Origin of the sequence: Ramlibacter cellulosilyticus (assembly GCF_014297465.1) — a bacterium.
GTDB lineage: Bacteria > Pseudomonadota > Gammaproteobacteria > Burkholderiales > Burkholderiaceae_C > Ramlibacter > Ramlibacter cellulosilyticus.
Genome location: NZ_JACORT010000002.1, coordinates 237,531 through 258,856 on the forward strand (window position 1 = coordinate 237,531; position 21,326 = coordinate 258,856).

A 21,326-nucleotide genomic window follows, 5' to 3' on the forward strand; every position below is an offset into this window, starting at 1 on the left:
TACGAAGTCTGCGGGCAACCCGGCCTACGAAGTCCGGCGGCGTCCGGCACGCAGCAACGAAAAAGGCTCCCGCAGGAGCCTTTTGCCTTCATGGGGACCGGCGATCAGTACCCGCCGCCGCCACCACCATACCCACCGCCGCCGCCGCCCCCCGAGCGGCCACCGCCGCGCGGGCCGGCGCCGTAGGGGCTGCGGAAGCCGCCGTCCTGGCCGCCACCACCGCCGCCGCCGGAGCGGCCACCGCCACCACCACCGTAGCCGCCGCCACCGCCGGAGCGGCCACCGCCGCCGCCGCCGTAGCCGCCGCCACCACCGCCGTAGCCGCCACCACCGCCGCCGCCGCCGAAGCCGCGCGGGCGCTGCTCCATCGGGCGGGCTTCGTTCACGACGACACTGCGGCCGCCCATCGGCTGGCCGTTCATGCCCTGGATCGCCGCCTGCGCTTCCGCGTCGCTGCCCATCTCGACGAAACCGAAGCCCTTGGAACGGCCGGTTTCGCGTTCCATCATGACCTTGGCGCTCGTGACCTGGCCGAACTGGCTGAACGCCTGCTCCAGGTCGCTGTCGCGCACCTGGTAAGGCAGGTTGCCTACGTACAGTTTATTGCCCATCGAAGGGACTCCTGAAAAAACAATGAAGAACCGCGAGGCGATGGAGTCCCGAAAACACGTTCAACGAAGCGACGCGAAAGGCACCTGATCACCGCACCAGCGTGTCGGACGGACCACGCTTTTGCATTATGGAGCAGATAGTCCGTACGCTGGCAAGGGGTACGCCCCCGATGCCGGGCGCGCGCGACGCGCGGCGCGGGCAAGAAAAAAGGGCCCGATAGGCCCTTTTGCTTCAATTGCTGGCGCAATCAGTAACGGTCGCGGCCACCGCCACCACCGTAGCCGCCACCGCCGCCGCCGAAACCACGGCCGCCACCGCCACCGCCGCCGCCGTAGCCGCCGCGGTCACCGCCGCCGCCGCCGAAACCGCGGCCACCGCCACCGCCGCCGCCGCCGAAGCCGCCACCGCCGCTACGGGGTTCCATCGGGCGCGCCTCGTTCACCACGAGGGCGCGGCCGCCTTGCTGCTGGCCGTTCATGGCCTCGATGGCGGCCTGCGCTTCGGCGGGGCTGCCCATTTCGACGAAGCCGAAACCCTTGGAGCGCCCGGTGTCACGTTCCATCATGACCTTGGCGCTGTTGACCTGGCCGAACTGGCTGAAAGCCTGCTCGAGGTCGCTGTCGCGGAACGAATAGGGAAGATTCCCCACGTAGAGTTTGTTGCCCATTCTCGGGACTCCTGAAAAAAACGCACAAGCAGTGGAGTCCGCAAGACGCAATCAAGACCACGCGAGACAAAGACAAACACCGCATACCTGCAAGCCCACGGGAGGCTCGCCCCGGCATTATGCGCGTGTGCGCGGAACTTGTCCCTCCGGAGTAGCCCGAAGGCCTTGCGGCCGCGCCAGGTGATGGCGCGGCGCCACGCGCGGTGCTACCAGGTCACCTCGCGTTCGGGCGTCGAGCCGATGCGGTGGATGGCGAGGTCCGCCCCGGCGAACTCCTCCTCCGCCGAGAGGCGCAGGCCCATCGTCGCCTTGATCAGGCCATAGACCACGAAGCCGCTGGCGAGTGCCCACGCCACGCCGATGAGGCTGCCGATCACCTGGGCGAAGAAGCTCACGCCGCCCAGCCCGCCCAGTGCCTTGCTGCCGAAGATGCCGGCCGCGATGCCGCCCCACAGGCCGCAGAGCCCGTGCAAGGGCCACACGCCCAGCACGTCGTCGATCTTCCAGCGGTTCTGGGTCAGCGTGAACATCACCACGAAGATCGCCCCCGCGGCGCCGCCGACGGCCAGCGCTCCGAGCGGGTGCATGAGGTCGCTGCCCGCGCACACCGCCACGAGGCCGGCCAGCGGCCCGTTGTGCACGAAGCCCGGGTCGTTGCGGCCCAGCAGCAGCGCGGCCAGCGTGCCGCCCACCATGGCCATCAGCGAATTCACGGCGACCAGGCCCGACACCTTGTCGATGGTCTGCGCGCTCATCACGTTGAAGCCGAACCAGCCGACGGTGAGCACCCACGCACCGAGCGCGAGGAAGGGAATGTTGGACGGCGGGTGCGCGGAGATCGCGCCGTCCTTGCGGTAGCGGTTGCTGCGCGCGCCCAGCAGCAGCACGGCGGGCAGCGCGAGCCAGCCACCCACGGCGTGGACGACGATGGAGCCCGCGAAGTCGTGGAACTCCTCGCCGGCCAGCGCCTTGATCCAGGCCTGCACGCCGAAGCGCTGGTTCCAGGCGATGCCTTCGAACACCGGGTACACCAGCCCGACGATCACCGCCGTGGCCAGCAGCTGTGGCCCGAAGCGCGCGCGCTCGGCGATGCCGCCCGAGATGATCGCGGGGATGGCCGCCGCGAAGGTCAGCAGGAAGAAGAACTTCACCAGCTCGTAGCCGCTCCTGGCCACCAGCTGGTCGGCGCCCACGAGGAAGCTCGTGCCGTACGCCACGCCGTAGCCGACCGCGAAGTACGCGACGGTGGACACCGAGAAGTCGACCAGGATCTTCACGAGCGCGTTCACCTGGTTCTTCTTGCGCACGGTGCCCAGCTCCAGGAAGGCGAAGCCGGAGTGCATGGCCAGGACGAGGATGGCGCCGAGCAGGATGAACAGGACGTCCGTGCCCTGTTTGAGTGCTTCCATGGGGTTCCTTTGGGTGGTGATGCTTGTTCGTGGTGCGTTTCGGCCGGTTTTCCGGCTCTCGCACCAAGACGAAGCAATAACCGCGCCATGCAGGTGCAAATGGCCGCGCAGGTACAATGCGCGCCAGTCATTGGGGAGTAGCCTCCCTCCGAATGCGAGAGGGGCCGGACGTCAACAGACTTGGGACTTCGCGTCCCATGGCGCCGGCGGATCCACCTGGATCTGGCGAGACCTTTGACCGTGCAGCCTCCGTCCAGGCCGGGGAGGGTGCGCGGTCAAACGTGTTCTCGTCCGGCCGGAGTTTCCATGGAAGCCTTCCTCGTCTCCACCGGCATCGTCGCCCTCGCCGAAATGGGCGACAAGACGCAGCTGCTCTCGCTCGTCCTCGCCGCCCGGTTCCGCAAGCCCTGGCCCATCGTGCTGGGCATCTTCGTCGCCACCGCCGTCAACCATGCGCTCGCCGGCGCCGTGGGCAGCTGGGTCACCGGCGTCCTCGGGCCGGACATGCTGCGCTGGATCTTGGGCGCGTCCTTCATCGCCATGGCGATCTGGATGCTCATCCCCGACAAGATCGACGAGGACGAGGCCGGCAAGGGCCCGAAGTTCGGCGTGTTCCTCACGACCGTGGTCGCGTTCTTCCTGGCGGAGATGGGCGACAAGACGCAGGTCGCGACCGTGATGCTGGCGGCGCAGTTCAATGCGTGGGCGGCGGTCGTGGCCGGCACGACGCTGGGCATGATGATCGCCAACGCGCCGGTGGTGTGGTTCGGCGATGCGATCACGCGCAAGGTGCCGATCAAGCTGGTGCACACGATCGGGGCGGTGGTGTTCCTGGGGCTGGGGGTGGTGGCGCTCTGGCCGAAGTGAGGACGATCGGTGGGGTTCGCTGGCGCTCACCTGCCGGCGGCATTGCCGCCGCCACCCTACGGGCCCGTCGATCGCCGCGGCGTCGCGGCGGACTTGTAGGGTGGCGGCGCGCCAGCGCCGGACGGTGAGCACATGCGAACCCCACCGTTGCAACGCTATACTTGTTGCCAGCGCCGATTTGCCTCGCTTGCGGGCGCTCAATAAATGCCGCTAAAGACAGGCCGGAACCCGGCCCGCTTCAGCGGACCGGGTTTTTTCGTTCCATGACGCTGATCGCCACGCCTCGGTCCATGACCTTCGACGCGCCGCTTGCCCTGCAAAGCGGTGCCTCGATCCGCGGCTATTCGCTGGCCTACGAGACCTACGGCACGCTCAACGCGGACCGCAGCAACGCCGTCCTGATCTGCCATGCGCTCAACGCCTCGCACCACGTCGCGGGCGTCTACGCGGGCCAGGAGAAGTCCGAAGGCTGGTGGGATTCGATGATCGGCCCCGGCAAGCCGGTCGACACCGACCGCTTCTTCGTCATCGGCGTCAACAACCTGGGCTCCTGCTTCGGCTCCACCGGCCCCATGCACGTGAACCCGGACACCGGCCGCGTCTACGGCGCGGACTTCCCGGTGGTGACCGTCGAAGACTGGGTCAACGCGCAGGCGCGCCTGCTCGATGGCCTCGGCATCCAGCAGCTCGCGGCTGTCATGGGCGGCAGCCTCGGCGGCATGCAGGCGCTCTCGTGGACGCTGCAGTACCCCGAGCGCGTGCGCCACGCGGTGGTGGTGGCCAGCGCGCCCAACCTCAACGCGGAGAACATCGCGTTCAACGAGGTGGCACGCCGCGCGATCGTGACCGACCCGGACTTCCACGGCGGCCACTTCTACGAGCACGGCGTCGTGCCCAAGCGCGGCCTGCGCATCGCCCGCATGATCGGCCACATCACCTACCTCTCGGACGACGTGATGAACGAGAAGTTCGGCCGGCAGCTGCGCAACGGCATCGACCTCTCCTATACGACGCAGGACATCGAGTTCCAGATCGAGAGCTACCTGCGTTACCAGGGCGACAAGTTCAGCGAGTACTTCGACGCCAACACCTACCTGCTGATCACGCGCGCGCTGGACTACTTCGATCCCGCGCGGCGGCACAACGGCAACCTCGCCAGGGCGCTTGCCATCGCCCGCGCGAAGTTCCTGCTCGTGAGCTTCAGCACCGACTGGCGCTTCTCGCCCGCGCGCAGCCGCGAGATCGTCAAGGCGCTGCTGGACAACCGGCGGGACGTGAGCTACGCCGAGATCGACGCGCCGCACGGCCACGACGCCTTCCTGCTGGAAGACCCGCGCTACCTCTCGGTCGTGCGGTCCTACTTCGACCACATCGCCGCCGTCACGCCGGCGCCCACGCCGGCGCCGGTGCGCGAGCTGCCGGCAGGAGCGGTGCTGTGACCGACCGCCGCACGTTGGAAACGATCGCGCAGCTCGTGCCCGAGGGCTCGCGCGTGCTGGACCTCGGCTGCGGCGAGGGCGCCCTGCTGGACCACCTGCAGCGCCAGCGGGGCTGCACCGGCTACGGCATCGAGATCGCCGACGAGAACGTGCTCGCCTGCGTGAAGCGCGGCGTCAACGTGATCCAGCTGAACCTGGACCAGGGCCTGAGCATCTTCGACGACGACACCTTCGACGTCGTCCTGCAGATCGACACGCTGCAGCACCTGCGCAACGCTGAAACCATGCTGCGCGAGACCGCGCGCGTGGGCAAGGTGGGCATCGTCGCCTTCCCCAACTTCGCGCACTGGCCCAACCGCCTCTCCATCGTGCGCGGCCGCATGCCGGTGACCAAGCGCCTGCCGTACCAGTGGTACGACACCCCCAACATCCGCGTCGGCACCTTCAAGGACTTCGAGGTGCTGGCCACCAAGAACCGGCTGACCGTGCTGGATGCCTTCGGCCTGCAGGACGGCGAGGTGCGCCGGATGCTGCCGAACCTCACGGCCAGCACCGCGGTCTTTAAATTCGAGCGGGCCTGAACTAGACTGTGCTCCATCGGGAATACAGCCTCCCGGTCCCCTCTCGGAAAGACGGTGTCCCGTCCAAGCGCTGGCGAACTCGCGTGGAGTTTTCCGTGGACACCATCCTGCCTTCCATTTCCCCTGCCGAACTCAACGCGCTGATCGGGCGCGCGGACCGTCCCTGGCTGCTGGACGTGCGCAAACCCGAGCACTTCGACGGGAGCGACCGCGTCGTCGCCGGTGCCGTGCACTGCGCGCCGGCCGAAGTCGCGGCGCTCGCGCGCGAGCTGCCGCCGCGCGACGCGGTCGTCTACTGCGTCTACGGCCACCACGTCTGCCAGGACGCCGTGCGCACCTTGCGCGCGGCCGGCTGGAACGCACGCTGGCTCGAAGGCGGCCTGGAAGGCGGCGAGCCCGGCGAGGACCGCCTGGTAGACCTCGCCCGCTGGCGCGAGACGCCGCCGCTGCGCATGCGCAAGCGCCCCGACCTCGGCGTGACGGGCGAGCGGCCTTCGCGCTGGGTCACGCGCGCGCGGCCCAAGATCGACCGCATCGCCTGTCCGTGGCTGGTGCTGCGCTTCATCGACCCGCGCGCCCAGTTCTTCTACGTGCCGGCCGGCGAGGTGCTGGACCAGGCGCGCAGGCTGGAGGCCGTCGCCTACGACATCGAAGGCGCCCCCATCACCCACGCCTGGGAGAAGTGCAGTTTCGACGCCTTGATGGAAGCCTTCGACCTGCGCGAGCCCGCGCTGCAAGCGCTCGCCACGATCGTGCGTGGCGCCGACACGGCGCGGCTCGGCCTCGCGCCGCAGTGCGCGGGGCTGCTCGCGGTGTCGCTGGGACTGTCCCGCCTGCACGCCGACGACCACGCGATGCTCGCGGCGGCGCTGCCGGTCTACGATGCGTTGTACGCCTGGTGCCGCGGCGCGCAGGGTGAAACGCATACCTGGAAAGGCCACGCATGAGCGCAGTCCCCGCCGATCGCGGCGAGACCCTGGAGGCACCGAGCCGGGTGCCTTTCGGCGAGGCGCTGAGGTTCTGGCTGAAGCTCGGCTTCATCAGCTTCGGCGGGCCGGCGGGCCAGATCGCGATCATGCACAGGGAGCTCGTGGAGCAGAAGCGCTGGATCTCGGAGCGGCGCTTCCTGCACGCGCTCAATTACTGCATGCTGCTGCCCGGGCCGGAGGCGCAGCAGCTCGCGACCTACATCGGCTGGCTGATGCATCGCACCCTGGGCGGCGTCGTCGCGGGCGCGCTGTTCGTCCTGCCTTCGCTCTTCATCCTGGTGGCGCTCAGCTGGGTCTACGTCTCGTTCGGCGACGTGGGCTGGGTCGCGGGGCTCTTCTACGGCATCAAGCCCGCGGTGGCCGCCATCGTGCTGCAGGCCGTGTGGCGCATCGGCAGCCGCACCTTGCGCAGCCCGCGGCAGGTGCCGCTGCTGTGGGCGACGGCGCTCGCGAGCTTCGTGGCGATCGCCTTCCTGCACGTGCCTTTCCCGCTGGTCGTGGTCGCGGCGGCATTGATCGGGGTGGTGGGCGCACGCGTGGTGCCCGCGCAGTTCGCGGGCGGCGGCGGGCATGGGGCGGCGCAGAAGTCGTACGGGCCGGCGCTGATCGACGACCACACGCCCACGCCGCCGCATGCGCTGTTCCGCCGCTCGCGGCTGGCGGCGGTCGTCGGCGTCGGCGCGCTGCTGTGGATCGCACCGATGGCGCTGCTGGCGGCGGTGCAGGGCTGGCACGGCACGCTGGCGCAGATGGGCTGGTTCTTCACCAAGGCGGCGCTGCTCACCTTCGGGGGCGCCTACGCGGTGCTGCCTTACGTGTACCAGGGCGCGGTGGAGCAGTTCCAGTGGCTCACGGGCACGCAGATGATCGACGGCCTCGCGCTCGGCGAGACCACGCCCGGGCCGCTCATCATGGTGGTGGCCTTCGTCGGCTTCGTCGGCGGGTGGACGCGCCAGGTGCTCGGCCCCGACGCGCTGTTCCTGGGCGGCGCGCTGGCAGCGACGGTGGTGACCTGGTTCACCTTCCTGCCGTCCTTCCTCTTCATCCTCGCGGGCGGCCCGCTGGTGGAGTCCACCCATGGGCAGGTGCGCTTCACGGCGCCCCTCACCGCGATCACGGCCGCGGTGGTCGGCGTGATCGGCAGCCTGGGCCTGTTCTTCCTGGTGCACATCGCGCGCGAGCACCCCACGCCCGGAATGCCGGTGGACCTGGTTTCGCTGGCGATTGCCGCCGCCGCGGCGGTCGCGCTCTTGCGCTTCAAGGCGGGCGTGATCCCCGTGATTGCCGCCTGCGCGGTCACGGGCATGTTGCTCCGGCTGGCGGGAATCAGCTGATGCCGCGCGCGGCCCGCCGCGCTATGCTGGCCCCATGAACATCCTGATCACCGGCGGCGCCGGCTTCCTGGGGGCCCGCCTCGCGCGGGCGTTGCTCGCATCCGGTTCGCTGTCGCTGCGCGGCGCACCGGCCCGGCCGATCCAGCAGGTGGTGCTGGCCGACCGCGGCCCGGCGCCCGCCGACCTGGCCGCCGACCCGCGCGTGCGTTCGGTGCAGGGCGACCTGATCGAACTGGTGCAGCGGCGCGACCTGCCGGCGGCCGGCACCGACCTGGTCTTCCACCTCGCCGCCGCCGTGAGCGCCGAGTGCGAGGCCGACTTCGACCTCGGCATGCGCAGCAACCTCGACACGACACGCGCGCTGCTGGATGCCTGCCGCGCACTGGGCAGCACGCCGGTGTTCGTGTTCGCGAGCTCGCTGGCCGTCTTCGGGCAGCAGCCCGGGCAGCCGCCGCTGGGCACCATGCGCGACGACACGCTGCCGACCCCGCAAGGCAGCTACGGCATCCAGAAGTTCATCTGCGAGCAGCTGGTCGCCGACTACACGCGCAAGGGCTTCATCGCCGGCCGCAGCGTCCGCCCCATGACGGTGGCGGTGCGTCCCGGCCGGCCCAACGGCGCGGCCTCCGGCTTCTTCAGCGGCATGATCCGCGAGCCGCTCGCCGGCGAGCGCGCACGCATTCCGGTGGCGCCGGACACGCCGGTGGCGCTCGCTTCGCCCACGCGCACCATCGAGGGCTTCGTGCGCGCCGCGCAGGCGAGCGATGCCGACTGGGGCCAGCGCACGGGGATCAACCTGCCGTCGCTGAAGACCACCGTCGGCGAGATGGCCGCGGCGCTGGAGAAGGTGGCGGGCCCGCAGGCGACCGCCCTCCTGGACTGGCAGCCCGACCCTGCCGTCGACAAGCTGGTGCGCAGCTGGCCGGGCGACGTGGCCTGGGACCGCGCGCGCAGCCTCGGCCTGCGCAACGATGCGAGCTTCGAGGCGATCGTGCGCGAGTACATCGAAGAGAACCCGCAGGCCGTGCGCCTCGCGCTGCGCTGAGGAGACCGCCATGCCGCGCTTCGCCGCCAACCTGTCCATGCTCTACCCGGAGCACGACTTCCTGGACCGCTACGCCGCCGCGGCACGCGACGGCTTCCGTGGCGTCGAGTTCCTCTTCCCCTACGCGTACGAGCCGAAGGAGCTCGCATCGCGGCTGCAGGACAACGGCCTGGAGCAGGTGCTGTTCAACGCGCCGCCCGGCAACTGGGACGGCGGCGAGCGCGGCACGGCCTGCCTGCCCGGTCGCGAGCAGGAGTTCCGCGATGGCGTCGTGCAGGCCTTGCGCTACGCCGAGGCGCTGGAGTGCCCGCGCGTGCACGTGATGGCGGGGCTCGTGCCGCAGGGACGCGAGCGCGCCGACCTGCGCCCGACCTACGTGGCCAACGTGCGCTGGGCCGCGCGCGAGGCGGCGAAGCAGGGCGTGAACGTGCTGCTGGAGCCGATCAACACGCGCGACATCCCGGGCTTCTTCCTGAACCGCCAGGACCACGCCCACGAATTGCTCGCGGAGATCGGCGAAGCCAACGTGCAGGTGCAGATGGACCTGTACCACTGCCAGATCGTGGAGGGCGACCTCGCGATGAAGATCCGGCAGTACCTGCCCACGGGACGCGTGGGCCACTTCCAGGTCGCGGGCGTGCCGCAGCGGCACGAGCCGGACGTGGGCGAGCTGAACTACCCGTACCTCTTCTCGGTGATCGACGAGGTCTCGGCCGCGTGCGGCTGGCAGGGCTGGATCGGCTGCGAATACCGCCCGGCGCGCGGCGCGCAGGCGGGGGGCACGAGCGAAGGCTTGGGCTGGCTGCGCCGCCTCACGCCTTCTTCATGACGTTGATGTTGCCGTCCGCCTCGAGGATGGCCATGCGCATGTCCTCGATCTCGCAGTCGGCGTCGCGCAGCGCCTTCTCGACATCCCCGCGCGAGACGCGCTCGCGCCGCAGCACCTCGTCGTAGATCACGCCGTCGCGGCCCACCAGCACCGGATTGCCCTGCAGCACCGCGTCGATGCGCCTGCTGCGGGAGGTGGCGACGGCGATGAGCATGTCGAGCGCGATCAGGGTCGCGGCCGCGATGAGGCCGCCGGGCAGCGATTCGTCCTGCGCGTTGATCGCGCCGCTCACCGCTTCGGACAGCAGCAGCACGACGACGAGGTCGAAGGGCGTGAACTGGCCGACGGTGCGCTTGCCGCTGATGCGCACCATGACGAGCAGGACGATGTAGACCACGCCGGCCCGCACGACGAACTCCCACCAGGGAATGGACATGTCGAACATGCCCGCCAGTGCACCACCCCTGGTGGCTCAGCGTTGTCGGACGGTAGCGCCACGCCGCGTCGGCCGGGCCTGCGTGCGCTAGTCTCGGCCCATGCCCCTGACGCTCGCCCATGCCGTCCACAGCGAACTGCTGATCAAGAAGAGCCGTTTCCTGGGATGCGTGCAGCCGGTGGCGGGCCGCGCCGAAGCGCTGGCGGTGGTGGAGCGGCTGCGCGCGGAACACCCGGGCGCGGCGCACGTGTGCTGGGCCTTGCTGGCCGGCGGCCAGTCGGCGGCCAACGACGACGGCGAGCCGGGCGGGACCGCAGGGCGGCCGATGCTGGAGGTGCTGCGGCACCAGCAGCTCGAAGGCGTGCTGGCGACCGTCGTGCGCTACTTCGGCGGCGTGAAGCTCGGGGCGGGGGGCCTGGTGCGGGCGTACACGGATGCGGTGGCGCAGGCGTTGCTGGGGGCGGAGAAGGTCACGCTCCAGAAGCTGGTGCAGCTCGCGTGCACCGTCCCTTATGCGCAGGAGGGGCTCGTCCGGCGGGTGCTGCAGGAAGCGGGGGCCGCGCTCGGCGAGGTGGTGCACGGCGAAAGCGTGGAGATCGCGTTCAGCGTGCCGGAGGATGTGGTGGCGGGATTGCGGGCGCGATTGAACGAAGTGGGGCAGGGGCAGCTCGCGTGGCTCGCCTAGCGGTGGGGTTCGCTGGCGCCCACCTGCCGGCGCCGGCGCGCTGCCACCCTACGAGAAGGCAGCCTTCCCGCGCATGACGGTATTTGTAGGGTGGCGCGGCGAAGCCGTGGAAGGTGAGCGCCAGCGAACCCCACCGATCCTCAACCCAGCTGCTTCAGGAACTCCATCGCCGCCGCGGGCGCCCGCTCCTTGGCCCCATTGATGAAATACACGAACGCCTCGTTCGCTTCCCCCATCTCCGCCCACTCCTTCGCGCCTTCCACCCACGGCCGCAACGCCTCCGGCGCATACCCCGTCGCGCAATCCGCCTCGCTGCGCATCAGCCGCAGGTAGGCCAGCTCGCTCTTCGCATGCGGGATTGCCGGGAACTTCGGCGAATCCGTGTAGACGGTCGTGCACCCGTGCCGCGCCAGCAGCTCCAGGTATTCCTCCGTCGCGAAGCTCTCGTGCCGCACGTCCAGCACGTGGCGCAAGGGCCGGCCCTCCACTTCGCGCGGCAGCAGCTTCAGGAAGCTCTCGACCTCCTCCGCCACGAAGCGCTTGGTCGGCATGAACTGCCACACGAGCGGCCCCAGCTTGTCCCCGAGCTGCGCGATGCCGCTGCCCGTGAAGCGGTCCACGCCCTCCTGCGCCGTGCCCAGGTCCTTGCGGTGGGTGGTGAAGCGGTGCGCCTTGAGGCTGAACACGAAGCCGTCCGGCGTCTCGTCGCGCCACTTCGCGAAAGTGTCCGGCTTGAAGGTGCTGTAGAAGGTGCCGTTGACCTCGATGGCGGTGAGCTGGCGGCTCGCGTAGTGCAGCTCGCGGCTGTGCGGCAGGCCGGCCGGATAGAAGTTGTCGCGCCAGGGCTCGAAGGTCCAGCCGCCGACGCCCACATGGATGCGGGGCATGAGAGGGGTGAGGGTCTAGGGGTTAGGGACTAGAGGGAATCGACGTCATGCTAGCCCAGCGCCAACGCACCGCGTACAGTAATCCCTAGCCCCTAGCCCCTAGCCCCTAGCCCCTAGCCCCTAGCCCCTAGCCCCTAGCCCCTAGCCCCTCCGCCATGAACGCCCCCCTCCACCGCGAACTCCCGCCCACCGTGCTCGACAGCGCCCGCGCCCTGGACCAGGTGACGCAGAAGTGGGACGCCGACATCGTCCGCCAGCTCACCGACTACATCGCCATTCCCGCCAAGTCGCCGGGCTTCGATCCGCAGTGGCAGCAGCACGGCTACATCGACACGGTGCTGCGCAACGCGGCGAGCTGGGTCGAGGCGCAGAAGGTCGAGGGGCTGAAGCTGGAGATCGTGCGCCTGGAAGGCCGCACGCCCGTGCTGTTCTTCGAGGTGCCGGCGACCAAGGCGGACAGCCAGCAGACCATCCTGATGTACGGGCACCTGGACAAGCAGCCGGAGTTCACCGGCTGGCGCAACGACCTCGGCCCGTGGACGCCCAAGTACGAGGACGGCAAGCTCTATGGCCGCGGCGGTGCGGACGACGGCTACGCGGTGTACGCGAGCATCGCCGCCCTGCAGGCGCTCAAGGCGCAGGGCAAGCCGCACGCCCGCATCGTTGGCCTCATCGAGACCTGCGAGGAATCCGGCTCCTACGACCTGCTGCCCTACGTCGACGCGCTGCGTCCGCGCCTGGGCGACGTGGGCCTGGTGATCTGCCTGGATTCCGGTGCCGGCAACTACGACCAGCTGTGGCTCACCACCTCGCTGCGCGGCCTCGCGGGCGGGACGCTCAAGGTGCAGATCCTGACCGAAGGCGTGCACTCCGGCGATGCCTCGGGCCTGGTGCCTTCCAGCTTCCGCATCATGCGCCAGGTGCTCGATCGCCTGGAGGACAGCAAGACCGGCCGCCTGCTGCCGCAAAGCTTCCACTGCGAGATCCCCGCGGACCGCCTGGAGCAGGCGAAAGCCACGGCCGCCATCCTTGGCGACGAGGTCTACAAGCGCTTCCCCTGGGCGCACGCGGACTGCGGCGGCTCCACCACGTTCGCCCTGCCGACCACCACCGATCCCGTGCAGGCCCTGATCAACCGCACGTGGACGCCCACGCTGTCCGTCACGGGCGCCGAAGGTTTCCCCGCGATGCAGGACGCCGGCAACGTGCTGCGGCCCTACACCGCCTTCAAGCTGTCGCTGCGCCTGCCCCCGCTGGTGGACGCCGCGGCCGCGGTGCAGGAACTCAAGACCCTGCTCGAAGACAACGCGCCCTACCAGGCGAAGGTGACCTTCGAAGGCAGCGGCGCCGCTTCCGGCTGGAACGCGCCGCCCACCACGTCGTGGTTCGAGCAGGCGCTGAACGCCGCCTCGCTGGCGCATTACGGCGCGCCGGTCGGCTACATCGGCCAGGGCGGCACGATCCCGCTGATGAACATGCTCAGCCAGGGTTTCCCGCAGGCGCAGATGATGGTGTGCGGCGTGCTGGGTCCGCGCAGCAACGCACACGGGCCGAACGAGTTCCTCCACGTGCCCTACGCCAAGCGCCTGACGGCCGCCGTCGCGGAAGTGATGGCACGCATGCCCTGAGTGCCGTCCGGCGCCGCGTTCTCCGGGACGGAACGATTGCACCAATCGGGGCATTGACACCGGCAACGCCTCGGCCATGATTCGGCCCCGATGAGCCACGCTGGCGCCGAGTCCACGCTATCCACGTTCACCGCCAGCGACGGCGACAACCTCGCGGTGCAGGACTGGTATTTGCCGGACGGCGCCCGGCAGCGCGGCGCCGTGCTGGTGGTCCACGGCCTGGGCGAGCACGCGGGGCGCTACGACGAACTCGCGCGCGTGCTCAATGCGTGGGGCTTCGCGGTGCGCAGCTACGACCAGTACGGCCACGGCGAATCCGACGGCACGCGCGGCGGCCTGCCGCACGCCAACCGCCTGCTCGACGACCTCGCCGACCTGGTCGAAAGCACGCGCGTGCGCAACCCCGGCATGCCGCTGATCGTGCTGGGGCACAGCCTGGGCGGGCTGGTGGCGGCGAGCTTCGTCGCGCGCACCCTGCATGCCGTCGACGGCCTGGTGCTGTCCTCCCCCGCGCTGGCCATGCGCCTCGGGCCCGTGCAGCGCCTGCTGATGGCCATCGTGCCGCGCATCGCCCCGAACCTCACGGTGGGCAACGGCCTCGACCCGCAGTACCTCTCGCACGACCGGCGCGTCGTGCAGGCCTACCTGAACGACCCGCGCGTGCACGACCGCATTTCCGGCCGGCTGGCGCTGTTCATGGAGGAAGAGCAGGCGCTGGTGCGCTCGCGCGCGCCGTCCTGGAACGTGCCCACGCTGCTGATGTACGCGGGTGAAGACCACATGGTCGACCCCGGAGGCAGCGAGTTCTTCGCCGCCACGGCGCCGCGCCAGGTCCTGAGCGCGCGCCGCTTCGAGGGCCTGTACCACGAGATCCTCAACGAGCGCGATGCGCAGCCCGTCTATGCGTGCCTGAAGCAGTGGCTGGATGCGCGGTTCTGAGGCTGGTGGGCGAGGTTTCCCTGATCGGTTGCAGGAGTTCGTAGGCTGGGTTGCGCGCAAGCGCACCCCAGCAAAGCCGCACCGCGCGTGAAAGCTGGGGTGCGCTTCGCGCAACCCAGCCTACGGGCGGGGCCACGCCGTCCTCACGCCGTCGCCGGACGCGCGTTCCTGAACGCCAGCCACGCCAGCCCCGCGGCCACCAGCGCCACCGGCACCAGCGAGCCCAGGTTCAGCCAGGTCCAGCCCTGCGTGGTCACCAGCACGCCCGAAGCGAACGAGGTGCAGGCCAGCGTGGCGAAGATGAAGAAGTTCAGCGCCGCCTGCGCGCGGTCCTTCTCCTCCGGCGCATAGGCGGTGAGCGACAGCGTGGTGCTGCCGGTGAAGAGGAAGTTCCAGCCCAGTCCCAGCAGGAAGAGCGCGACGCCGAAGTGCCGCAGCTCCACGCCGGAGAGCGCGATCGCGATGCAGGCCACGTTGAGCGCCACGCCCACCGCCATCACCGGCAGCGCGCCGAAGCGCTTGATCAGGTGCCCCGTGAAGAAGCCGGGCGCGAACATGCCGATCACGTGCCATTCCAGCACGAAGGCGGCGTCGGAGAACGGCAGGCCGCACTGCTGCATGGCCAGCGGCGTGGCCGCCATCAGCAGGTTCATCACGCCGTAGCCCAGGGCGCCGGCGAGCGCCGCGACGAGGAAGGTGGGTTGCCGCAGCAACTGCGCGACGCTGCGCCCAGCCCGCTTCGCCGCGACGGCCGCCACCGGCGGGAAGCGCATGAACGCCAGCAGCACCAGGGCCAGCGCCGCGACGCCGCACAGCGCGAGATACGCCCCGGTGAAAGGCGTGGCCGCCCAGTCGCGGGTGGCGGACGCCAGGTTCGGGCCGACCACGGCGCCGATCAGGCCGCCGGCCATCACGAGCGACACGGCCTTCTCGCGCGCGGAGGGCTCGGCGAGTTCCGCGGAGGCGAAGCGGTACAGGCTCGCGTTGGCGGCATAGTAGCCGGCGACCACCGTCCCGGCGCACAGCAGCCAGAACTGGCGCGTGCTCGCCGCGAAGGCGCACAGCAGCGCGGAGCCCATCGCCACCACCAGCCCCATCTGGAACGCACGCCGCCGCCCCAGCCGCGCCTGGCTGCGCGCGACCAGCCCGGTGCACATCGCGCTCCCCACCACGTAACCCATCACGGGCAGCGTTGCCATCCACGCATACGGCGCGAGCTGCAGCCCCACCAGACCGTTGATCGCGATGAAGGTGACGTTGTTCGTGAGGAACAGGCCTTGCAGCACCGCGAGCAGCCAGAGGTTGCGGTTCATGGCGCTCCTTGCGCGAGGGTCAGGGCCGCGAGTGCAGCAAGGGGGGCCGTCTCCGCGCGCAGCACGCGCGGCCCGAGGTTGACGGGGATCCAGCCGCGGGCGAGGGCCGCCTGTTCCTCCGCCGGCGCGAGGCCGCCTTCCGGGCCGCTCAGGAGCGTGACCTGCGAGGGACCGGCAAGGGCGCCCAGCGCCTGCGAGCCGTGGGCGAGCGACAGGATCCACCCGGTGCCCGGCTGCCCCGCGACCCAGGACGCGAGCGGCTGCACGGCGTGCACCGCCGGCACCCGGTTGCGCCCGCACTGCTCGCACGCGGCGATCGCGATCGACTGCCAGTGCGCCTGCTTCTTCTGGGCGCGCTCGCCGGCGAGGCGCAGCACGCTGCGCTCGCTGACGAGGGGCTGGATGGAGGCGACGCCGAGCTCGGTGGCCTTCTCCACCAGCCAGTCCATGCGCTCGTTGGCGGGCATGGCCAGCGCCAGGTGCACCGCGACGCCCGCCTCGCGCTCGATGGCATGGTGCGCACCGACCTGCACGCGGACCTCGCTGCGGCCCATGTGCTCCACCACCGCGTCGTACTCGCCGCCGCGGCCGTCGAACAGGGTCACCCCGTCGCCGGGCTGCAGCCGCAGCACCTGCACATGGCGTGCCGCCCCCGGCGGCAGGGCGATGGAGGCGCCGCTCGCGAGGGGCTCGCCGCAGTGCAGCCGCGGCACGGCGCTCAGACGCGCCCGAAGGCGAAGCCGGTCACCGCGTCGCTGCCTTCGACCTGGTCGATCAGGCGCGCGAGCGGCGCCAGCTCGCGGTAACGGTTGCAGGCGGCGCGGATGTAGGCGATGAAGCGCGGCGCGTCGGCGAGGTACTTCGGCTTGCCGTCGCGCAGCGTCAGGCGCGCGAAGATGCCCGCGACCTTGAGGTGGCGCTGCAGCCCCATCCACTCGACGGCCCGGTAGAACTCGCCGAAATCGGCGTCCACCGGCAGGCCGGCCTTCTGCGCCTTTTCCCAGTAGCGCACGGTGATGTCCAGCACGAACTCCTCGTCCCAGCTCAGGAACGCATCGCGCATCAGGCAGGCGATGTCGTAGGTGATGGGGCCGTGCACCGCGTCCTGGAAGTCCAGCACGCCGAGGCGGGGCTCCGCCGGGTCGCGCGGCATCATCAGGTTGCGCGGCATGAAGTCGCGGTGCACGTACACGCCGGGCGAGGCGAGGTTGCGCGCCATGATCAGCTTGAACTGCTGGTCCAGGGTCTGGCGCTGCGCCTCGGTCAGTTCCACCCCGCGGTGCTTCTGCAGGTACCAGTCGGGAAAGAGCGACAGCTCGCGCGCGAGCAGCGCCTCGTCGTACGGCGGCAGCACGCCCGGCTTGGACGCGAGCTGCCAGGCGATGAGCGCGTCCACCGCGCGCAGGTAAAGCCCCTGCGTCGCCCGGGTCGGCTCCGCGTCGACCGCCTCGATCATGGTGCGGTCGCCGAGGTCGTCCAGCAGCATGAAGCCCTGCGGCGCGTCCCAGGCCAGCACGCGCGGGACGTTCAGGCCGGCATCGGCCATCAGGCCGGCCACCTTCACGAAGGGCGCGCAGTCCTCCCGGTCGGGCGGGGCGTCCATGACGATGTAACTGCCGCCGGCGCCGTCCACGCGCAGGTAGCGGCGGAAGCTCGCATCGGCGGACGCCGGCCGGACCGTATCGGCCTGCAACGCATGGGCAGGCGCGACGCTGGCCAGCCAGTCACGGAAAGCGGCTTCGCGCCGGGGGTCGCTCCAGGTCACCGCCGCTTGCGCGGACGCCGCCCGGGAAGGGGTTTGCGCGGAATCGCTCATGGATAATCGATTCTACAAATCCAACGTGGCGCGCCTCGCGGGCGCCCGGGTCCAAGAACCCCGATGCATCACCCAAGAAACAAGGCGTCCCTCGCCCGCTTCGCCCTGAGCCCCATCGCGCTGGTGGCCGCCTCGCTGCTGCAGCCGGCGGGCGTCTTCGCCCAGGCCGCGGCCGAGACTTCGCCGCGCCTCCAGCCGTCGCCCGCGCTGCGCGACACCACGACGCCCCAGGACGGCGCGCAGCTTCCGACCTTCGTGGAAGGCGACCGCATCCAGGGCCGCCCCGACCTCGAGACCGTGGTGGAAGGCAATGCGGAGTTGCGCCGCGGCGACACCGTGATCCGCGCGCGCCGCCTCGAATACAACCAGGCAACCGACAAGGCGCGGGCCGAGGGCGACGTCTACATCAACAAGGCGGGCAACACCTTCGAAGGCCCGCTGCTGGAGCTGGAGGTCGACGCCTTCCACGGCTTCTTCAACCAGCCGCGCTACCGCTTCCTGCAGAACGACGCCTACGGCGAGGCGGACCGCGTGGATTTCATCGACGCCGACCGCGCCGTGATCCGCAACGCGTCGTACACGACCTGCCAGCGCCACCCGGGCCCGAGCTGGATGCCGGACTGGATCCTGCGCGCCGCCTCCATCAGCCTGGACCAGGAGGAGGAAGTCGGGCACGCGGAAGGCGCGGTGCTGCGCTTCAAGGGCGTGCCCATCCTGCCGGTGCCGGCCATCAGCTTCCCGCTCAGCGACAAGCGCAAGTCGGGCGTGCTGCCGCCCACCATCGGCCTCGACAACCGCAGCGGCCTGGAACTCACCCTTCCTTACTACTGGAACATCGCGCCCAACCGCGACGCGACGCTGTACCCGACGATCATGACCCGCCGCGGCATCGACCTCGCGGGCGAGTTCCGCTACCTGGAGCCGAGCTACAGCGGCATGGCGCGCGGGCACTACCTGCCCGGCGACCGCCTGCGCGACCACGAGGACCGCTGGGGCTTCACGGCGCAGCACAACCAGGGCCTGAACCTGCCGGTGCTGGGGACCTCGGCGCTCAACCTGAACCTCAACCGCGTCAGCGACGACAACTACTGGCGCGACTTCTCGCGCAGCTCCGCATCGCTCACGCAGCGGCTGCTGGTCAACGAAGGCACGCTGGCCTGGGGCTGGGCGGGCATCAACTTCAACGGGCGCGTGCAGAAGTGGCAGACGCTGCAGGACCCCGACGCGCCCATCGTGCCGCCGTACGACCGCGCGCCGCAGCTCACCGGCCGCTGGTCGCGCACCGATGTCTGGGGCGGCCTGGACACCTACGTCGAAGGCGACTACACGCACTTCACGCACAGCATCGACGCGCTGGTGCGCAACGCCTTCCCCACCACGCCGGAAGTGAACCAGCCGGACGGGCAGCGCAGCTACCTCGTCGCGCAGGTGAGCCGGCCCTGGCAGGCGCCGGGCTGGTTCGTGATCCCGAAGGCGCAGGTGCATTCGCGCTACTACGCGTTCGACGCGCCGCTTGCCACCGGCCAGAACACGGCCGCCGTCACGGTGCCCACCTTCAGCCTGGACAGCGGCCTGGTGCTGGAACGCGAGACCAATCTCTTCGGCCGCGGCTTCGTGCAGACGCTGGAGCCGCGCGCCTTCTACGTGTACACCCCGTTCCGTGACCAGAACCGGCTGCCGACGTACGACTCCGCGCAGGTGGACTTCAACTTCGCGACGATCTACACCGAGAACCAGTACGGCGGGCACGACCGCATCGCGGACAACAACCTGCTCACGCTGGGCGTGAACACCCGCTTCCTCGACCCGGCCACGGGGGCGGAGGCGGCGAAGTTCGGCATCGCGCAGCGCATCCGGTTCTCGGACCAGGACGTGGTGCTGCCGGGGCAGCAGCCCGTGAGCGAGCGCCTCTCGGACGTGCTGTTCGGCGCGTCGGTGAGCTTCCTGCCGAAGTGGAGCGCCGACGGCCTGCTGCAATACAACTACAAGTCCAGCCAGTCCATCCGCTCCACCTTCGGCGTGCGCTACAACCCGGGCAATTACCGCGTGATCTCCGCGGCGTACCGGCGCCAGCAGGGCCTGAGCGAGCAGATCGACGTGGGCTGGCAATGGCCGCTGAACGACCTCTGGGGCGACAAGGGCCAGAACCTCGGCCCCGGGGCCGGCGAGGGCGAAGGCCGCTGGTACAGCGTCGGGCGCCTGAACTACAGCCTGAAGGACAGCCGCCTCGTGGATGGCATCATCGGCCTGGAATACGATGGCGGCTGCTGGATCGGCCGCGTCGTGCTGGAGCGGATGCAGGCCGGCAGCGACGTCAACAAGCGCGTGCTGTTCCAGCTGGAGTTCGTGGGCTTCAGCAAGCTGGGTTCCAACGCGCTGCAGACGCTCAAGCAGAATATCCCCCGCTACCAGTTCCTGCGCGAGCGCGTGACGACGCCGAGCCGGTTCAGCAATTACGACTAGAGTGCAAGCACGATGATTCCTCGATCCCTGGCGCTGGGCTGCGCCCTCCTCGCCTCCGCCCTGGCCTGGCCGGCCGCGGCGCAAGGCCTGCGCGCCTCGCCGGAGCTCGGCGCGCGCACGGCCCCCCGGGCGGATGCCGGCCCGCTGCCCGCGGACTACATCGTGGCGGTGGTGAACTCCGAGCCGATCACCAACAACGAAGTGCGCCGGCGCATGGTGCGCTACGAGCAGCAGCTCGCCGCGCAGGGTTCGCCGATGCCGCCGCGCTCGCAGCTGGCGCGCGAAGTGGTGGAGCGCCTGATCACCGAGAAGGCGCAGCTGCAGCTCGCGCGGGACACCGGCGTGCGCGCGGACGACGCGGTGGTGGACCAGGCCGAAGCCTCGGTGGCGCGCCAGAACGGCGTGAGCGTGCAGGAACTGCGCCGCCGCCTGCAGGCCGACGGCATGGTGCTGTCGCAGTTCCGCGAGGACCTGCGCAACCAGATCCTGCTGCAGCGTCTGCGCGACCGCGAGCTGCAGGCGCGCGTGAAGATCACCGAACTGGACATCGACCAGTACCTGCGCGAGCAGGGGCCTTCGGGCGACCCCGCGCTCACCGAGATCAACATCGCGCACATCCTCGTGGGCGTGCCCGAAGGCGCGACCGAGCAGCAGGTGGCGCAGGCCCAGGCCAAGGCGAACCAGCTGCTGCAGCGCGCCCGCGGCGGCGAGGACTTCGGCAAGCTGGCGCGGGAGAACTCCGACGCCGGTGGCGCCGCGCAGAACGCGGGCGTGATCGGCGCGCGCACGGCCGACCGGCTGCCGCCGCTCTTCGTGGACGCCGTGCGCGACCTGCCCGAAGGCGGCATCAGCAACGTGGTGCGTTCCGCCGCGGGCTTCCACATCGTCAAGCTGCTGGAGCGGCGCGAGATGGGCAAGACCGGCATCGCGGTCACCCAGACCCATGCGCGCCACATCCTGCTGCGCCCCAGCGCGCAGATGACGGAAGCGCAGGCCCGCCAGCGCCTGGCGGACATCAAGCGCCGCGTCCAGGCGGGGCAGGCCGATTTCGCGGCGGTGGCGCGCGAGAGCTCGCAGGACGCGAGCGCGCGCAATGGCGGCGACCTGGGCTGGGCGAGCCCCGGCATGTTCGTGCCCGAGTTCGAGGAAGTGCTGGACGCGCTGCAGCCCGGGCAGATCGCCGACCCCATCACCACGCGTTTCGGCGTGCACCTGATCCAGCTGCTGGAGCGGCGCCAGTCGCAGCTCAACCCGAAGGAGCAGCGCGAGGTGGTGCGCAACCTGCTGCGCGAGAAGAAGATGGACGAGGCCTACGTGCGCTGGGCGCAGGAGGTGCGCGGCCGCGCGTACGTGGAGCTGCGCGAGCCGCCGCAGTAGGGCGGCCGGC

Annotated in this window: 20 protein-coding genes and 1 riboswitch; of the genes, 12 read left to right on the forward strand and 8 right to left on the reverse strand. The window is 70.3% G+C overall.

All coding sequences use genetic code 11. The features are described from left to right. Positions 1 to 104 precede the first annotated feature (104 nt). From rbp (H8N03_RS07025) to H8N03_RS07035, 3 genes are all read right to left on the reverse strand, one after another. The gene (gene rbp / locus H8N03_RS07025; RefSeq protein WP_187075443.1) at positions 105 to 611 is read right to left on the reverse strand and encodes an RNA-binding regulator; all 507 of its coding nucleotides are present in this window, start codon (positions 609 to 611) and stop codon (positions 105 to 107) included. Between the two features lie 248 nt (positions 612 to 859). After that, positions 860 to 1,279 carry an RNA-binding regulator gene (gene rbp / locus H8N03_RS26530; protein ID WP_187075444.1) on the reverse strand — a complete coding sequence of 140 codons (420 nt, stop codon included), beginning with the start codon at positions 1,277 to 1,279 and terminating at the stop codon, positions 860 to 862. 206 nt (positions 1,280 to 1,485) lie between these two features. Beyond that, positions 1,486 to 2,688, reverse strand: coding sequence for an ammonium transporter (locus H8N03_RS07035; RefSeq protein ID WP_187075445.1), 1,203 nt, complete (start codon positions 2,686 to 2,688; stop codon positions 1,486 to 1,488). A 120-nt stretch (positions 2,689 to 2,808) separates the two neighbouring features. Further along, positions 2,809 to 2,992: riboswitch (yybP-ykoY riboswitch) on the forward strand. Positions 2,993 to 2,994: 2 nt separating this feature from the next. Here H8N03_RS07035 and H8N03_RS07040 point away from each other — a divergent pair. The 7 genes from H8N03_RS07040 (at position 2,995) to otnI (ending at position 9,772) form a co-directional block, all read left to right on the forward strand. Next, the gene (locus tag H8N03_RS07040) at positions 2,995 to 3,555 is read left to right on the forward strand and encodes a TMEM165/GDT1 family protein (protein ID WP_187075446.1); all 561 of its coding nucleotides are present in this window, start codon (positions 2,995 to 2,997) and stop codon (positions 3,553 to 3,555) included. A 263-nt stretch (positions 3,556 to 3,818) separates the two neighbouring features. Beyond that, entirely contained in the window at positions 3,819 to 4,994 is a 1,176-nt protein-coding gene (gene metX / locus H8N03_RS07045; RefSeq protein ID WP_187075447.1) for a homoserine O-succinyltransferase MetX, read from the forward strand. Beyond that, on the forward strand, positions 4,991 to 5,575 hold the full coding sequence (gene metW / locus H8N03_RS07050) for a methionine biosynthesis protein MetW (RefSeq protein WP_187075448.1): 585 nt from the start codon (positions 4,991 to 4,993) through the stop codon (positions 5,573 to 5,575). Before metX ends, metW begins: the two co-directional genes overlap by 4 nt. 95 nt (positions 5,576 to 5,670) lie before the next feature. Continuing rightward, positions 5,671 to 6,522, forward strand: a complete 852-nt coding sequence (locus H8N03_RS07055) for a chromate resistance protein ChrB domain-containing protein (RefSeq protein WP_187075449.1) — start codon at positions 5,671 to 5,673, stop codon at positions 6,520 to 6,522. Further along, positions 6,519 to 7,898, forward strand: coding sequence for a chromate efflux transporter (chrA, locus tag H8N03_RS07060; RefSeq protein ID WP_187075450.1), 1,380 nt, complete (start codon positions 6,519 to 6,521; stop codon positions 7,896 to 7,898). Before H8N03_RS07055 ends, chrA begins: the two co-directional genes overlap by 4 nt. A 34-nt stretch (positions 7,899 to 7,932) precedes the next feature. Beyond that, positions 7,933 to 8,943 (forward strand): D-erythronate dehydrogenase, encoded by a 1,011-nt coding sequence (gene denD, locus H8N03_RS07065; protein ID WP_187075451.1) that lies wholly within the window; start codon positions 7,933 to 7,935, stop codon positions 8,941 to 8,943. A gap of 10 nt (positions 8,944 to 8,953) precedes the next feature. Further along, a complete protein-coding gene (gene otnI / locus H8N03_RS07070; RefSeq protein ID WP_187075452.1) occupies positions 8,954 to 9,772 on the forward strand; it encodes a 2-oxo-tetronate isomerase in 819 nt (272 codons plus the stop codon). Here the strand turns inward: otnI and H8N03_RS07075 are convergent. After that, on the reverse strand, positions 9,756 to 10,217 hold the full coding sequence (locus tag H8N03_RS07075; RefSeq protein ID WP_187075453.1) for a DUF421 domain-containing protein: 462 nt from the start codon (positions 10,215 to 10,217) through the stop codon (positions 9,756 to 9,758). The two genes, otnI and H8N03_RS07075, sit on opposite strands and share 17 nt — an antisense overlap. 91 nt (positions 10,218 to 10,308) lie before the next feature. Here H8N03_RS07075 and H8N03_RS07080 point away from each other — a divergent pair, with 91 nt between their 5' ends. Next, on the forward strand, positions 10,309 to 10,893 hold the full coding sequence (locus H8N03_RS07080; RefSeq protein WP_187075454.1) for an IMPACT family protein: 585 nt from the start codon (positions 10,309 to 10,311) through the stop codon (positions 10,891 to 10,893). 140 nt (positions 10,894 to 11,033) lie between these two features. Here H8N03_RS07080 and H8N03_RS07085 read toward each other — a convergent pair whose 3' ends face one another. Then, entirely contained in the window at positions 11,034 to 11,780 is a 747-nt protein-coding gene (locus H8N03_RS07085) for a DUF72 domain-containing protein (protein WP_187075455.1), read from the reverse strand. 155 nt (positions 11,781 to 11,935) lie between these two features. Between H8N03_RS07085 and H8N03_RS07090 the strand changes: the two genes are divergently transcribed. Both H8N03_RS07090 and H8N03_RS07095 read left to right on the forward strand, forming a co-directional pair. Continuing rightward, complete coding sequence (locus tag H8N03_RS07090) at positions 11,936 to 13,408, forward strand: M20 family metallopeptidase (RefSeq protein ID WP_187075456.1); 1,473 nt, start codon at positions 11,936 to 11,938, stop codon at positions 13,406 to 13,408. Between the two features lie 90 nt (positions 13,409 to 13,498). Beyond that, positions 13,499 to 14,347, forward strand: coding sequence for an alpha/beta hydrolase (locus H8N03_RS07095; protein ID WP_187075457.1), 849 nt, complete (start codon positions 13,499 to 13,501; stop codon positions 14,345 to 14,347). Positions 14,348 to 14,490: 143 nt separating this feature from the next. On the opposite strand, the gene H8N03_RS07100 is transcribed toward H8N03_RS07095, so the two are convergent. From H8N03_RS07100 to H8N03_RS07110, 3 genes are read right to left on the reverse strand one after another with little or no spacing between them, the layout of a single operon-like run. Next, positions 14,491 to 15,660, reverse strand: a complete 1,170-nt coding sequence (locus tag H8N03_RS07100; RefSeq protein WP_187075458.1) for an MFS transporter — start codon at positions 15,658 to 15,660, stop codon at positions 14,491 to 14,493. Then, positions 15,657 to 16,373 (reverse strand): 16S rRNA (uracil(1498)-N(3))-methyltransferase, encoded by a 717-nt coding sequence (locus H8N03_RS07105; protein ID WP_187075459.1) that lies wholly within the window; start codon positions 16,371 to 16,373, stop codon positions 15,657 to 15,659. The genes H8N03_RS07100 and H8N03_RS07105 overlap by 4 nt, the downstream gene beginning before the upstream one ends. 5 nt (positions 16,374 to 16,378) lie before the next feature. Beyond that, positions 16,379 to 17,476: an aminoglycoside phosphotransferase family protein gene (locus tag H8N03_RS07110; RefSeq protein WP_187075460.1), complete on the reverse strand. Its 1,098-nt coding sequence runs from the start codon at positions 17,474 to 17,476 to the stop codon at positions 16,379 to 16,381. Positions 17,477 to 17,539: 63 nt separating this feature from the next. On the opposite strand from H8N03_RS07110, the gene H8N03_RS07115 reads away from it, so the two are divergent. Together H8N03_RS07115 and H8N03_RS07120 are read left to right on the forward strand one after the other, a co-directional pair. Further along, entirely contained in the window at positions 17,540 to 19,939 is a 2,400-nt protein-coding gene (locus tag H8N03_RS07115; protein ID WP_187075461.1) for an LPS-assembly protein LptD, read from the forward strand. Between the two features lie 12 nt (positions 19,940 to 19,951). Continuing rightward, entirely contained in the window at positions 19,952 to 21,316 is a 1,365-nt protein-coding gene (locus H8N03_RS07120) for a peptidylprolyl isomerase (RefSeq protein WP_187075462.1), read from the forward strand. The last annotated feature ends 10 nt before the right edge of the window (positions 21,317 to 21,326 follow it).

Excerpts from the sequence above, each read along its gene's own strand:
- rbp (WP_187075443.1), bottom strand. The coding sequence starts at position 611 with ATGGGCAATAAACTGTACGTAGGCAACCTGCCTTACCAGGTGCGCGAC.
- rbp (WP_187075444.1), bottom strand. The coding sequence starts at position 1,279 with ATGGGCAACAAACTCTACGTGGGGAATCTTCCCTATTCGTTCCGCGAC.
- H8N03_RS07035 (WP_187075445.1), bottom strand. The coding sequence starts at position 2,688 with ATGGAAGCACTCAAACAGGGCACGGACGTCCTGTTCATCCTGCTCGGC.
- H8N03_RS07040 (WP_187075446.1), top strand. The coding sequence starts at position 2,995 with ATGGAAGCCTTCCTCGTCTCCACCGGCATCGTCGCCCTCGCCGAAATG.
- metX (WP_187075447.1), top strand. The coding sequence starts at position 3,819 with ATGACGCTGATCGCCACGCCTCGGTCCATGACCTTCGACGCGCCGCTT.
- chrA (WP_187075450.1), top strand. The coding sequence starts at position 6,519 with ATGAGCGCAGTCCCCGCCGATCGCGGCGAGACCCTGGAGGCACCGAGC.
- denD (WP_187075451.1), top strand. The coding sequence starts at position 7,933 with ATGAACATCCTGATCACCGGCGGCGCCGGCTTCCTGGGGGCCCGCCTC.
- otnI (WP_187075452.1), top strand. The coding sequence starts at position 8,954 with ATGCCGCGCTTCGCCGCCAACCTGTCCATGCTCTACCCGGAGCACGAC.
- H8N03_RS07075 (WP_187075453.1), bottom strand. The coding sequence starts at position 10,217 with ATGTTCGACATGTCCATTCCCTGGTGGGAGTTCGTCGTGCGGGCCGGC.
- H8N03_RS07080 (WP_187075454.1), top strand. The coding sequence starts at position 10,309 with ATGCCCCTGACGCTCGCCCATGCCGTCCACAGCGAACTGCTGATCAAG.
- H8N03_RS07085 (WP_187075455.1), bottom strand. The coding sequence starts at position 11,780 with ATGCCCCGCATCCATGTGGGCGTCGGCGGCTGGACCTTCGAGCCCTGG.
- H8N03_RS07090 (WP_187075456.1), top strand. The coding sequence starts at position 11,936 with ATGAACGCCCCCCTCCACCGCGAACTCCCGCCCACCGTGCTCGACAGC.
- H8N03_RS07095 (WP_187075457.1), top strand. The coding sequence starts at position 13,499 with ATGAGCCACGCTGGCGCCGAGTCCACGCTATCCACGTTCACCGCCAGC.
- H8N03_RS07100 (WP_187075458.1), bottom strand. The coding sequence starts at position 15,660 with ATGAACCGCAACCTCTGGCTGCTCGCGGTGCTGCAAGGCCTGTTCCTC.
- H8N03_RS07110 (WP_187075460.1), bottom strand. The coding sequence starts at position 17,476 with ATGAGCGATTCCGCGCAAACCCCTTCCCGGGCGGCGTCCGCGCAAGCG.
- H8N03_RS07115 (WP_187075461.1), top strand. The coding sequence starts at position 17,540 with ATGCATCACCCAAGAAACAAGGCGTCCCTCGCCCGCTTCGCCCTGAGC.
- H8N03_RS07120 (WP_187075462.1), top strand. The coding sequence starts at position 19,952 with ATGATTCCTCGATCCCTGGCGCTGGGCTGCGCCCTCCTCGCCTCCGCC.